Origin of the sequence: Mesorhizobium tamadayense, assembly GCF_003863365.1 — a bacterium.
Lineage (GTDB): Bacteria > Pseudomonadota > Alphaproteobacteria > Rhizobiales > Rhizobiaceae > Mesorhizobium > Mesorhizobium tamadayense.
In genome coordinates this window covers 17401-29310 of the sequence record NZ_RQXT01000037.1, presented here as the reverse complement: position 1 = coordinate 29310, position 11910 = coordinate 17401, and the positions used below count along the sequence as shown (strand labels likewise).

11 protein-coding genes are annotated in these 11910 nt (G+C 65.4%); 3 read left to right on the top strand and 8 right to left on the bottom strand.

Annotation, left to right across the window (positions count from 1 at the left end; genetic code table 11):
- Window positions 1–105: 105 nt before the first annotated feature.
- From carB to EH240_RS25025, 4 genes are all read right to left on the bottom strand, one after another.
- Window positions 106–3609: a carbamoyl-phosphate synthase large subunit gene (gene carB, locus EH240_RS25040; RefSeq protein ID WP_125003626.1), complete on the bottom strand. Its 3504-nt coding sequence runs from the start codon at window positions 3607–3609 to the stop codon at window positions 106–108.
- Between the two features lie 262 nt (window positions 3610–3871).
- On the bottom strand, window positions 3872–4669 hold the full coding sequence (locus tag EH240_RS25035) for an SH3 domain-containing protein (RefSeq protein WP_125003624.1): 798 nt from the start codon (window positions 4667–4669) through the stop codon (window positions 3872–3874).
- A gap of 215 nt (window positions 4670–4884) precedes the next feature.
- Window positions 4885–5643: a metallophosphoesterase family protein gene (locus EH240_RS25030; RefSeq protein WP_125003622.1), complete on the bottom strand. Its 759-nt coding sequence runs from the start codon at window positions 5641–5643 to the stop codon at window positions 4885–4887.
- On the bottom strand, window positions 5643–5999 hold the full coding sequence (locus EH240_RS25025; RefSeq protein ID WP_125003620.1) for an ArsR/SmtB family transcription factor: 357 nt from the start codon (window positions 5997–5999) through the stop codon (window positions 5643–5645). The genes EH240_RS25030 and EH240_RS25025 overlap by 1 nt, the downstream gene beginning before the upstream one ends.
- 206 nt (window positions 6000–6205) lie before the next feature.
- On the opposite strand from EH240_RS25025, the gene EH240_RS25020 reads away from it, so the two are divergent.
- Entirely contained in the window at window positions 6206–7384 is a 1179-nt protein-coding gene (locus EH240_RS25020) for an MFS transporter (protein WP_125003617.1), read from the top strand.
- 32 nt (window positions 7385–7416) lie between these two features.
- Here the strand turns inward: EH240_RS25020 and EH240_RS25015 are convergent, their stop codons facing one another.
- Window positions 7417–7881: a MarR family winged helix-turn-helix transcriptional regulator gene (locus tag EH240_RS25015; RefSeq protein WP_125003615.1), complete on the bottom strand. Its 465-nt coding sequence runs from the start codon at window positions 7879–7881 to the stop codon at window positions 7417–7419.
- 193 nt (window positions 7882–8074) lie between these two features.
- Here EH240_RS25015 and EH240_RS25010 point away from each other — a divergent pair, with 193 nt between their 5' ends.
- Entirely contained in the window at window positions 8075–8869 is a 795-nt protein-coding gene (locus tag EH240_RS25010) for an SDR family NAD(P)-dependent oxidoreductase (RefSeq protein ID WP_125003613.1), read from the top strand.
- Window positions 8870–8879: 10 nt separating this feature from the next.
- On the opposite strand, the gene EH240_RS25005 is transcribed toward EH240_RS25010, so the two are convergent.
- Window positions 8880–9479, bottom strand: coding sequence for a LysE family translocator (locus EH240_RS25005; protein WP_125003611.1), 600 nt, complete (start codon window positions 9477–9479; stop codon window positions 8880–8882).
- Between the two features lie 99 nt (window positions 9480–9578).
- On the opposite strand from EH240_RS25005, the gene EH240_RS25000 reads away from it, so the two are divergent.
- A complete protein-coding gene (locus EH240_RS25000; RefSeq protein WP_125003609.1) occupies window positions 9579–10445 on the top strand; it encodes a LysR family transcriptional regulator in 867 nt (288 codons plus the stop codon).
- A gap of 50 nt (window positions 10446–10495) precedes the next feature.
- Here the strand turns inward: EH240_RS25000 and EH240_RS24995 are convergent, their stop codons facing one another.
- Together EH240_RS24995 and EH240_RS24990 are read right to left on the bottom strand one after the other, a co-directional pair.
- Entirely contained in the window at window positions 10496–11134 is a 639-nt protein-coding gene (locus tag EH240_RS24995; RefSeq protein ID WP_125003607.1) for a glutathione S-transferase family protein, read from the bottom strand.
- Between the two features lie 112 nt (window positions 11135–11246).
- Window positions 11247–11897, bottom strand: coding sequence for a dihydrofolate reductase family protein (locus tag EH240_RS24990; protein ID WP_125003605.1), 651 nt, complete (start codon window positions 11895–11897; stop codon window positions 11247–11249).
- Window positions 11898–11910: the final 13 nt, after the last annotated feature.

The window sequence follows — 11910 nt, the reverse complement described above, 5'->3', positions numbered from 1 at the left end:
CGCGACTTTGCCAAGAACAGCGGCAACTGCACATGATCACCGCTCGTCGGTGGCGGCGCGCTACCTGGAAGTCGGCTCGCGCAACCCAACCGCACCGCCGCTATCTCACCCAAAATACTCCTGCAGCGGCCTCACTTCCAAATTCCCCGCCCTCAATGCCGCAATCGCCTCCGCCACAGCCGCAGCCCCCGACAGCGTCGTGTAATATGGCACCTTCTGCATCAGCGTGGCGCGGCGCAGCGATTTCGAGTCCGACACCGCTTTCTGGCCGTCCGTGGTGTTGAAGACGATCTGGACCTGGCGGTTGCGGATGGCGTCCTCGATGTGGGGGCGGCCTTCGAGCACCTTGTTGATCTTTTCCGCCACCACGCCGTTCTCGGCGAGGAAGCGCGCGGTGCCGGAGGTGGCGAGCACCTTGAAGCCCTGGCCGGCGAGGCGCTTCACCGCCGGCAGGATGCCCTTCTTGTCCTCGTCGCGCACCGAGACGAACAGCGTGCCCGCGCGGGGGAGGTCAACACCCGCGCCGAGCTGGCTCTTGGCGAAGGCTAAGGCAAAGTCGCGGTCGAGGCCCATCACCTCGCCGGTCGAGCGCATTTCCGGTCCGAGCAGGATGTCGACGCCGGGGAAGCGGGCGAAGGGGAAAACGGCTTCCTTGACCGCGATGTGGCCAGGGTTACGCGGATCGGGCATGGCGCCGTAATGGGCGAAGGCATCTTCTAGCGTCTCGCCGGCCATGATACGGGCCGCGATTTTCGCAATGGGACGTCCGATGGTCTTGGCGACGAAGGGCACGGTGCGCGAGGCCCGGGGGTTGACCTCCAGCACATAGACCGTGCCGTCCTTGATCGCGTATTGCACGTTCATCAGGCCGCCGACATTGAGCGCGCGGGCGAGCGCCGCGGTCTGCCGCTCCAGCTCGTCGACGAGGTCCGGGTGCAGCGCGTGCACCGGCAGCGAGCAGGCACTGTCGCCCGAATGAATGCCGGCCTCCTCGATGTGCTCCAGGATGCCGGAGACGAAGGTCTCCTTGCCGTCGCAGAGGCAGTCGACATCGACCTCGATGGCGCCGGTCAGGTAGGTGTCGAACAAAAGCGGGTTCTTGCCCAGCAGCGTGTTGATCTGGCCGGTCTTGTCGTTGGGGTATTTCTGCTTGATGTCCTCCGGCACCAGGCCGGGCACGGTGTCGAGCAGGTAGGTCTGCAGCATGCCTTCGTTGTAGATGATCTGCATGGCGCGGCCGCCGAGCACGTAGGACGGGCGCACCACCAGCGGGAAGCCGAGCTCGCCGGCGACGAGGCGCGCCTGCTCGACCGAATAGGCGATGCCGTTCTTCGGCTGGGTGAGGCCGAGCTTGTGCAAGAGCTTCTGGAAGCGATCGCGGTCTTCCGCCAGGTCGATCATATCGGGCGAGGTGCCGAGGATCGGGATGCCGGCCTGCTCCAGTGCGTCGGCGAGCTTCAGCGGCGTCTGGCCGCCGAACTGGACAATGACGCCGACGAGCTCGCCGGATGCCTGCTCGGCGCGCAGGATCTCCAGCACGTCCTCCGCCGTCAGCGGATCGAAGTAGAGGCGGTCGGAGGTGTCGTAGTCGGTCGACACCGTCTCCGGGTTGCAGTTGATCATGATCGCCTCGTAGCCTGCGTCGCGCAGCGCAAACGCCGCGTGGCAGCAGCAATAGTCGAACTCGATGCCCTGGCCGATGCGGTTCGGGCCGCCGCCGAGGATGACAACCTTCTTGCGCGACGAGACATGCGCCTCGTTGGCCAAGGCGCCGGCGAAGGGCACTTCGTAGGTCGAATACATGTAAGCGGTCGGCGAGGCGAACTCGGCCGCGCAGGTGTCGATGCGCTTATAGACCGGATGAACGTCGAGCTTTTCGCGAATGCTTTGAATCTCTTCCGCGTCTTTCCTGACCAGCGACGCGAGGCGGGCATCGGAGAAACCCATCGCCTTCAGCATGCGCAGGTTCTCGGCGTCCTGCGGCAGGCCATGCTCCCGCACGCGATCCTCCATGGCGATGATGCCGGCGATCTGCTCGAGGAACCACGGGTCGATCTTGCACATGGCGTGCACGTCTTCCAGCGAGGTGCCCATGCGGATCGCCTGCGCCACCATGCGCAGCCGGTCCGGCGTCGGCGTGCCGAGCGCGGCGCGGATGGCGTTGCGGTCGTCGACGTGATTGGCGGCGGCGGGTCCATGGCCGATGCCGGGGATCTCGATCTCGTCCAATCCCGTCAGGCCGGTTTCCAGTCCGCGCAGTGCCTTCTGCAGCGATTCCTGGAAGGTGCGGCCGATGGCCATCACTTCGCCCACCGACTTCATGGCGGTGGTCAGCACCGGCTCGGCGCCGGGGAACTTCTCGAAGGCAAAGCGCGGGATCTTCGTCACCACGTAGTCGATCGTCGGCTCGAACGAGGCCGGCGTCGCGCCGCCGGTGATGTCGTTCTCCAGCTCGTCCAGCGTGTAGCCGACGGCGAGCTTGGCCGCGACCTTGGCGATCGGGAAGCCGGTCGCCTTCGAAGCGAGCGCGGACGAGCGCGAGACGCGCGGGTTCATCTCGATCACGACCAGGCGGCCGTCGGCGGGGTTGACGGCGAATTGCACGTTGGAGCCGCCGGTCTCCACCCCGATCTCGCGCAGCACCGCGATCGAGGCGTTGCGCATCATCTGGTATTCCTTGTCGGTCAAGGTCAGCGCCGGCGCGACGGTGATGCTGTCGCCGGTGTGCACGCCCATCGGATCGAGATTCTCGATCGAGCAGATGATGATGCAGTTGTCCGCCTTGTCGCGGACGACCTCCATCTCGTACTCCTTCCAGCCGAGCACGCTTTCCTCGATCAGCACCTCGGTGGTGGGCGAGGCATCAAGCCCCGACTGGACGATGTCGTAGAATTCGGCGCGGTTGTAGGCGATGCCGCCGCCGGTGCCGCCCATGGTGAAGGACGGGCGAATGATCGCCGGCAGGCCGACATGGTCGAGCGCCTGGGCGGCGATCGCCATGGCGTGGCTGATGTAGCGCTGCTTGCGGTCGCCCTCGCCGAGGTTCCAGCGCGTCTCCAGCGCATCGAGCGCGGCATCGAGGTTTTCGGGGTTCTCGGCCTTGAGCGCGGCGCGCTCGGCCTCGTGGATCTTGCGGTCGGCATCCTTGACCTCGGTGGCGTTGGCCAGCATCGAGCGCGGCGTCTCCAGGCCGATCTTGCTCATCGCCTGGCGGAACAGCGCGCGGTCCTCGGCCTTGTCGATGGCATGCGCGTCGGCGCCGATCATCTCGACATTGTAACGGTCGAGCACGCCCATGCGGCGCAGCGACAGCGCGGTGTTGAGCGCCGTCTGGCCGCCCATGGTGGGCAGAAGCGCGTCGGGCCGCTCCTTGGCGATGATCTTGGCCACCACTTCCGGCGTGATCGGCTCGATATAGGTGGCGTCGGCCAGCTCCGGGTCGGTCATGATCGTGGCCGGGTTGGAATTGACCAGGATGACGCGGAAACCTTCCTCCTTCAGCGCCTTGCAGGCCTGGGTGCCGGAATAGTCGAACTCGCATGCCTGGCCGATGACGATGGGGCCGGCCCCGATGATCAGGATCGACTTGATGTCGGTGCGTCTTGGCATGTTCGAAAATTCCGTTGGGCGAGCGGCTTGCACGAAAAACCGGGCGGGGGGACCCGGCCGGTTGTGCTTGCGATTCTGGTATCAGGCTAGGAGGGCCTTATAGGGAAGAGTTTTGCCCTATGTAACCCCGAAAATGCGCGAGGTAGGGGAGGAGTAGGGGAGCAGGGGAGTAGGGGAGTAGGGGAGTAGGGGAGTAGGGCGAAGGCTCGGGCGGTTTGTAAAACATACCGCCTTATTGCCCTACTGCCCTACTCCCCTGAATTCAGTCGCCCAGCGCCAGGGCATCCGTGATCTCGAAGCGTTCGGAAACGCCGATGCGGATCATGTTCAAGCTGCCTTCGCGGGTGAAGCGGAACTCGTCGGAAGAGTTTGAGCCGGCCGGCTTGCCGCCATGGAAATTAATGACGCGCGTGCCGCCGTCCGGCCAGGTCACGGTCACGGCGCTGTCGCCGCCCTTGTGCGCGACGCTGATCTCGCAACGGGTCATCGGCTGGCCGACATGGCGCGCGCAGGGAATGCCGCCGGCGTCGTCGGGGACAGGGGGATCGGATTGAGCGGTTGCCGAGGCCGCGAAGGCGAGGCCATAGGCATCCTGCATGGCGGTCACGCTGATATCGATCGCCGATGGCGGATCGGCCGGCTCGCTGCCGCCCAGGCGCGCCGCGATGTCCGGCGGTTCTTGGGAGGGCTGGGGCGCGTCGGCTTCCTGAGGCGGGCCGGCGCCATCTTCAGGCGCCGGCGCCGGGTTGCTGGGGCTGAGATAGCGGGCTGGCGCCCATCCGGTGATGTGCGCGTCCTGCGTGTCCTCGACCTTGCACCAGGGATTGTTGTTGACGATCTTGCAGCCGTAATTCTTCACGGCCACGCCGTTGGGCAGGCGCGCCGCGACCCTTCCATCCGGCGAAGCGGTGGCGCGGATGTTGAGGAGATCGTCGGGCGCGAGGCCACCGATGATCGAGACGATCGTCCCCGGCGCGTCCTCGGCCAAGGCCGGCAGGGCGGCCAGCAGCAAAGGAGCGGCGATCAGCAATGTCGATCGGAGCGTGACTTTGCGCTTCATTCCTCGGCCATGGGCAATGCACTGCAATCTCCAGGCGCGACCGGAATCGGTGCGCCCACCTCAAGCCACGGCGTTTGTAGGGGAGGTTGCCGTGGCATGTCATCTCCAAAATGGACGCTATGGCTTGGCCGTTCAGCCCGGAATTTGTTCAATCCTGGATATGAGCTTCGCTCAATCGGATACGACCTGCGCTCAATCCTGGATATGAACTTCGTTCAATCCTTCATAAAACCGGTCCGCAGCGCGTGCGCCCATTCCGGCCGTCCGGCTTGTTCAGCCTGTTTTGCGGCGGCTTCATGGTCGTAGTCCACGGCGATCGCCTCGAAGCGGTCGGGGCGGCCGGGGGCGCCCAACTCGACGATGCCGTAGCGCGCATGCGGACTGCCCTGCTCGGATACATGCGCCGGCGGCGTGTCATCGTCATAGGCAGGGCAGCCGACGCTGCCGGGATTGAAGACGACCGGGCCGCCCGGAATGCGGATGAGCTCGCTTCGATGGCTATGGCCGCACAGCGCGATGCGGCAGGCGGGGTCGAGCGACTTCAGCCGCCGCTTGATCGCAGCGATCGGCGCGAGCACCAACTGTCCATCGACAATCGCGTCGGCCAGATACTTTTCGTCATGGTCGGGCCGGGCATGGAAGGCCACGATGCCCGGCGCGATCTCAAGCGTGAGCGGCAGGGCGAACAGCGCTTCGCGCTGCGCGGCGGTCAGCCGCTCCTGCGCATAGCGGTCGGAAGGCCACATGGCATCGTCGGCGGGGTCCTGCGCCACGCGGCGGTCGTGATTGCCGCGCACCGTCGGCAGGCGCAGCGCTTCCAGCCGCGCAAACGTCTCGCGCGGCCAGAGCGGGCCGGAGACGCAATCGCCGAGATTGACGACGAGATCGGCGCCGCCGCGCCGCTCGAGATCGTCGAGCACGGCATCCAAAGCGAGCACGTTGCCGTGAATGTCGGCGAGGACGGCAATGCGCATCAGGCGTCGATCTCGCTGTCGGCGGTGCCGACCATGGGCAGCGCCTTGTCCTCGCCGGCGGCAGCGATCACACTGTCGAGCAGGCCAGGGAAGCGCCTGTCGAGGTCGTCGCGGCGCAGCGTGATCAGGCGGCTGGTGCCGACCGCTTCGCTGCGGGTGACGCCGGCCTCGCGCAGCTTGGCGAGGTGGTAGCTGAGGTTGGTCTTGGAGGCGAGATCGAGGAATTTGCTGCAGTTCAGCGGCACGCCTTCCTTGCTGGCGAGATAACGCACGATCGCCAGCCTGGTCGGGTCGCCGAGCACGGCAAGCACGATCGGCAGGCTGATCTGATCGGCGGTTGGATGGGGCAGGGTCATGAGCCAGAATTAAGCGCAAACGGAACCAACTTCAACGCGTCTCCTCTTCCCGGCGGTTTACACAGCTTCATGTTTTGGTTCTTCGTCCTTGGCCCAGTCCTGACACCGGGCTGTCAGTAGGGTTCGGTTATTTTTCCCTGGCTGCGTTGACATCATGGCCCTTTATGTCCAATTGTTCAATAACTTTTGAACTAAGGACAATTCCCATGGACAAGCGGATCTTCTGGCTTGCGCTCGGATCGTTCACGATCTCGACCGAAGGCTTCGTCATCTCCAGCCTTCTTCCCGATATCGCCGCGGATGCCGGCATCTCCGTTCCGCTCGCCGGCTCGCTGATCACCGCCTTCGCGCTTGCCTATGCGATCGGCGCGCCGGTCCTGGCGACGCTGACCGGCGAATGGGACCGGCGGCGCGTCATCCTGTGGACAATGGCGTTCTTCGTGCTCGGCAACCTAGTGGCGGCGGTAAGTTCGTCCTTCGAGCTGCTGCTGATTGCCCGCATTGTCATGGCGCTCTCGTCCGGCCTGTTCGCGGCAACCGCGCAAGGCACGGCGGTGGCGCTGGTCGACGACCACTACCGGGCGCGCGCCATCGCGGTCGTGGTCGGCGGCACCACGGTGGCGGTCGCGGTCGGCGCCCCGCTCGGCGCGCTGGTTGCGGCCATCGCCGGCTGGCGCGGCACCTTCTTCGCCATCGCCGGCCTCGGCACGCTCGCCGGCGCGATCCTGTGGTACCGGCTGCCGCGCGGCATCGTCGGCACCAGGCTTGCACTTCGGGCGCGGCTCGCCGCGGCGGTCCGTCCCGGTGTATTGCCGATCCTGGTCACGACCGTGCTGGCGCTGGTCGGCGCCTTCACCGTCTTTGCCTTCATCGCGCCTTTGGCGATCGAAGGCGGCGGCCTCAGCCCGCTGGCGCTGCCCGGCATGCTGCTCGCCTTCGGCGTCGGCGCGTTTATCGGCAACATCGCCGGCGGTCAGGCCGCCGACCGGTTCGGCGCGACGCGCACCGTCTGCTGGTCGCTGGCGCTTTCGGCTGCGATGCTGATCACCTTCTCGCTGATCCCGGCAATCCTGCCGCATTCGATCGCCGGGCCGGCGCTGATGGGCATGATGGTGCCGTGGGGCATCGTCGGCTGGGCTTTTCCGCCGGCGCAGGCGAGCCGCATCATCAGAATAGCCCCCGATGCCGCCCCGATCGTGCTCTCGCTCAACGCCTCGGCGCTTTATTTCGGCGTCGCGCTTGGCGCGGTGGTCGGCGGCGCCGTGCTGCGCTTTGGCGCGCCGGCAGATCTCGGCGTGATCGCTGCCATGTTCCCGATCGTGGGGCTGGGCGTGGTGCTTGCGGGACGCATGCTCGCCCGTCCGGCCGCCATGCCGGCGGAATAGAGTTGCAGCAGACCTGATCGACGGCCGCTTCTTCAAATGGAAGGAGCGGCCGTTGCCATTTCGAAATCCAGCGCGGCCACCTCGTCCAGCGTTGCGCGCAGCTTCGCGGCCTGTTTCGCGCCGACCATATCCTCGAATTGCCGCTGGGCAGCGCTCCACAGTTTGATCGCCTCGTCGAGTTTGGCCTGGCCTTGCGGCGTCAGCCGCACGCGCTTGATGCGGCGGTCGTCCTTGTCCGCAAAAGTCTCGACATAGCCGTCGCGGATCAGTGGCTTCAGCGTGTGGCCAAGCGCCGACAGATCCATGATCAGCGCCTCGGCAATTGCGCCCATCGCCGGCTCGCCGCTGACATGGATCTGAAAGAGCAGGCCAAACTGCGTGCTCTTCAAGCCGGAAGTCCCCAGCGCGTCATCGTAGAAGCGGCCGAGCCTGCGTGCGGCGCGCCGCAAGGTCGCATTATTGCAACGGCTGAATCCCGGCTGCTGAGCTTCAGTCATATCCACTCCTTGCCGGTGAAAACGCGCACCGGCCTGCCACAGAAATAGTTTTCGCCGCGGCCGTTGACAAGATAGTGGCATATACCTACTTCGCCGAAAGTGGCATATGCCACTAATTGAAAATTGGATTATGGGCTCGGCTCCGACTTGGCTGTCGAGGCCGAGCGAGCGAACAACGAAAAGGAACAGGACAATGAGCAGCAACGACAATAAGGGCACGGCCGTGATTACAGGTGCTTCCTCGGGCATCGGCGCGGTTTATGCCGACCGGCTGGCGGGGCAGGGCTACGATCTGGTGCTGGTGGCGCGGCGCGCCGACCGGCTGCAGGAACTGGCGGACAAGCTGGCTTATGCCTATGGCCGCAAGGTCAAGGTGATCGCTGCAGATCTCGCCAATGATGCTGACTTGCGCAGCGTCGAACAGGCGATCATCGCGGACGAGAGCGTGACGCTGCTGGTCAACAATGCCGGTCTCGGCGGTCAACAGGTGGTTGCCAAGGCCGATGCCGACGCGGCTGAACGCATGATCAAGGTCAATGTCCTGGCGCTGACCAGATTGACGCGCGCCGTGCTGCCGGGCCTGCTTGCACGCGACCGCGGCGCCATCGTCAACATCGCTTCCGTGCTCGCCTATGACACTTCGTTCGGCGGCATCTATAGCGGCACCAAGGCCTACGTCGTCAACTTCACCGAAGCCCTGCACCGCGAGGTGGCGGGTACCGGAGTGAATGTACAGGTGGTGCTGCCGGGCGCGACCCGGACCGATTTCTGGGAGCTTGCCGGAAGCGATATCGACAGCCTTCCGAAGGAGATCATCATGACGGCCGACGATCTGGTCGACGCCGCGCTTGTCGGCCTGGCCAAGGGCGAAGCCGTCACCGCGCCGGCGCTTGCCGATGCGGCCAAGGTGGATGCCTTCCTCGGCGCCCGGCAAGCCTTCTACGGCAGCCTGCACGCCGACAAGCCGGCGGCTCGCTACGCCGTGTAGTCTCCGTCTATCAGGCTGGCCGCCACATCTGCAGGACCGAGGCGGCCAGCAGCAGGCCGAGCACGATGTTGAGCGCGCGCCACTGCCGCTCGGTCCTGAGCAGCCGGGCGAGCAGCGTGCCGGCCACGCACCACAGTGACAGCGAGAAAGCGGCGGCAAGGCCGAACACGGCGCCGAGCAGCAGCGCAAGCTGGAGGGGACCGTCGGCGAGCGCTGCGAAGGACGCGGCAGCGCCCAGGCCCATCGCCCAGCCCTTCGGATTCATCCACTGGATGCCGGCGCCGCCGAAGAAGCTGTTCGGCCTGGCCATGGTCACGTCAAGGTTTGGCGGCCCGCTGCGGCCGATCCTGATCGCCAGCCAGAGCAGGTAGAGCGAGCCGGCGATCTTCATGGCGAGCTGCAGCGAAGGCACGGCGGCGAGCAGTCCGGCCAGCCCCGCTGCGCCTGCAGCCGCCACCGAGGCCAGACCGGCGGCGCTGCCGGCCATCAACGGCATCGAGCGGCGAAAGCCGAACTGCGCGCCGGATGCCGTCGACAGCGTCGTGGCGATGCCCGGCGTCGAAGTGGAGATCAGCGCGAACAGGATCAGGGGAATGAAGGTTTCGGACATGCGCCTTTTCCGGTCGAAGGAAGCCGGCATGCTAGGCGCTCTGTTTCATCAGTAAATGCAATGTCTGATATGATCTGCATTAGCATTTATAATGGAGAAATGATCCGCGATATCGATACGACCCTTATCCGCACTTTCGTCACCGCGGCCGGCATGGCGAGCATGACGGCGGCAGCCAACACGCTCAACCTCACCCAGGGCGCCGTTAGCCAGCAGATCAAGCGGCTGGAGAAGGTGCTTGGCCAGACACTGTTCGAGCGCGACCGGCGCGGCTTGAGATTGACGCGCGCCGGCGAGCTGCTGCTCGACAAGGGCAGGCGCCTCTTGCAGCTCAACGACGAGATCATCGCCGAGATGGGCGGCAAGGCGGTCGCGGGCCAGGTTCGGATCGGCGTGCCCTACGACCTTGTCGGCACATTGCTGCAGCCGGTGCTCAAGGCCTATGCGGAAGCCTACCCACAGGTGGAGATTTCGCTGATCTGCGCCTCTTCGCCGGACCTTACGGCGGCATTGGCGGCAGGAACGATCGATCTCGCCGTCATCGAGGAGCGGGCGGGTCCGACCGTCGGTGAATGCCTACTGGTCGACCGGCTGGTCTGGGTCGGCGCCAGAGGCGGCTCTGCGCGCTTGAAGCGGCCCCTGCCGGTGTCGATGGTCGCGGACACCTGCGCCTTCCGCCCGGCGGTGCTGGCGGCGCTCGGCACCAATGGGCTCGACTGGCGCACCGTGTTCGAGAACGGCAATATCGATGCCACGACGGCGACCGTGCGCTCAGACCTTGCGGTGACCACGTGGCTTGCCTCGACGGTTCCGGCCGATCTCGACATCCTGTCCGGCGCCGACCTTCCGGCCCTGCCGAACTTTTCCGTCAACCTGCATTTGCCCAAACATGTCACCGCGCCGGCCGTGCAGGCTTTCGCCAGCCATATCCGCGAAGGTCTTTCACGCTATCGCCAGGCGGCGTGACAGGACTTCTCCGGCCCGCGGGCAGTGGCGGCGAAGCGGTCGGGCCCCAATCAGCCGTTCGATGCGGCGGTGGCAACCGCCAATTGGGCTTCGAAAGCACGCTTGAAGGCCGGCCGCGCTTCGGCGCGGGCGACATAGGCGGCGAGGTTCGGGAATTCGTCCAGCAAGCCCGATCTGTTCAGCCGGCGCAGAACACCCACCATGACAAGGTCGCCGACGCTGAACGCGCCGTCGAGCCAGTCGGCATCGCCCAAGCAGCGGGAGAGTTCGGCCAGGCGCTTACGGATCCGGTCCTCGACCAAGGGCAGGCGCTGGTCGTGCCAGGTCGCGTCGCGCTCCAGGATCACGACGGTTACGAACTCCAGGATCGGCGGCTCCACCGTGTTGAGGGCGGCGAACATCCAGGTGATTGCGCGCGCCCGGGCGTTCGCATCCTCCGGCAGCAGGCCCGCATGACGTTCCGCGATATGGAACACGATCGATCCGGACTCGAACAGGCAGAGATCGCCTTCCTCATAGGTCGGAATCTGGCCGAACGGATTAACCGCAAGATGCGCGGGTTGCTTCATCTCGCTGAACGAAACGAGACGGACGTGATAAGGTTGGCCTACTTCCTCAAGCGCCCAGCGCACACGGATGTCGCGTGCCTGTCCCCTGCCGCCGTCGGGCGATCGTTCAAAGGCGGTAATGGTGGGATCATCGGCAGCATCCTGGTGGTTGCGTCAAGCGTCTGGTGGTTCTGCGAAAGCATTGTTCGCGGCGAGGCGTCAGCCATGCCGAACCCTGGCCCGCGACCTGTTGCTACTTCCAGTTCTTGCGCCGTTCGAGCTCGGCCTCCGAAGGCTGCTCTGTTGCGAAAGACCCGGTCTTGATCTCGCCGCCGCGTTCATAGGTCGCCATGATGACGCCGGTGCTCGAGGCTTGTGACTTGATAAGCTTGAAGGCGGCCGGCATCGCGTCATCGCCGAACAGCCGCTTGCCCTTGCCCAGCAACAGCGGGAAGATCATCAGCCGGATCTCGTCGATCAGCCCGTTGGCGAGCAGGGTCTGGATCAGATTGCCCGATCCTTGGATGAGCAGGTCAGGTCCGTCTTCCTGTTGGAGCTGCCTGAGCCTGGCAACGACATCTGGCCCGAGCGACTGGGTGTTCTGCCAGGTAAGCGAATCCGGGCGGTGCGTCGCCACATATTTGGTCGCAGGGTTGAAGGCATCTGCGATCGGATCTTTCTGATACGGCCAGTACGCGGCGAAAATGTCGTAGGTCCTGCGGCCGAGCAGCAGCGCGAAGGGTTTGGAGAACAGTTCATCCATTGCCGCGCCCGCTACCTCGTCAAAGTAATGGAACGTCCAGCCGCCGAACTTGAAGCCGCCGGCCGGATCCTCTTCCGGAGCGCCTGGCGCCTGCATGACGCCGTCGAGGCTGACGAATGTGGCGGCGATGATCTTGCGCATCTGACTTCTCCCT

Bases quoted from the DNA above. Each gene is read 5' to 3' on its own strand.
- EH240_RS25010 (WP_125003613.1), top strand. From the start codon at position 8,075: ATGAGCAGCAACGACAATAAGGGCACGGCCGTGATTACAGGTGCTTCC.
- EH240_RS25035 (WP_125003624.1), bottom strand. From the start codon at position 4,669: ATGAAGCGCAAAGTCACGCTCCGATCGACATTGCTGATCGCCGCTCCT.
- EH240_RS25005 (WP_125003611.1), bottom strand. From the start codon at position 9,479: ATGTCCGAAACCTTCATTCCCCTGATCCTGTTCGCGCTGATCTCCACT.
- EH240_RS25030 (WP_125003622.1), bottom strand. From the start codon at position 5,643: ATGCGCATTGCCGTCCTCGCCGACATTCACGGCAACGTGCTCGCTTTG.
- EH240_RS25015 (WP_125003615.1), bottom strand. From the start codon at position 7,881: ATGACTGAAGCTCAGCAGCCGGGATTCAGCCGTTGCAATAATGCGACC.
- EH240_RS25000 (WP_125003609.1), top strand. From the start codon at position 9,579: ATGATCCGCGATATCGATACGACCCTTATCCGCACTTTCGTCACCGCG.
- EH240_RS25020 (WP_125003617.1), top strand. From the start codon at position 6,206: ATGGACAAGCGGATCTTCTGGCTTGCGCTCGGATCGTTCACGATCTCG.
- EH240_RS24990 (WP_125003605.1), bottom strand. From the start codon at position 11,897: ATGCGCAAGATCATCGCCGCCACATTCGTCAGCCTCGACGGCGTCATG.
- EH240_RS25025 (WP_125003620.1), bottom strand. From the start codon at position 5,999: ATGACCCTGCCCCATCCAACCGCCGATCAGATCAGCCTGCCGATCGTG.
- carB (WP_125003626.1), bottom strand. From the start codon at position 3,609: ATGCCAAGACGCACCGACATCAAGTCGATCCTGATCATCGGGGCCGGC.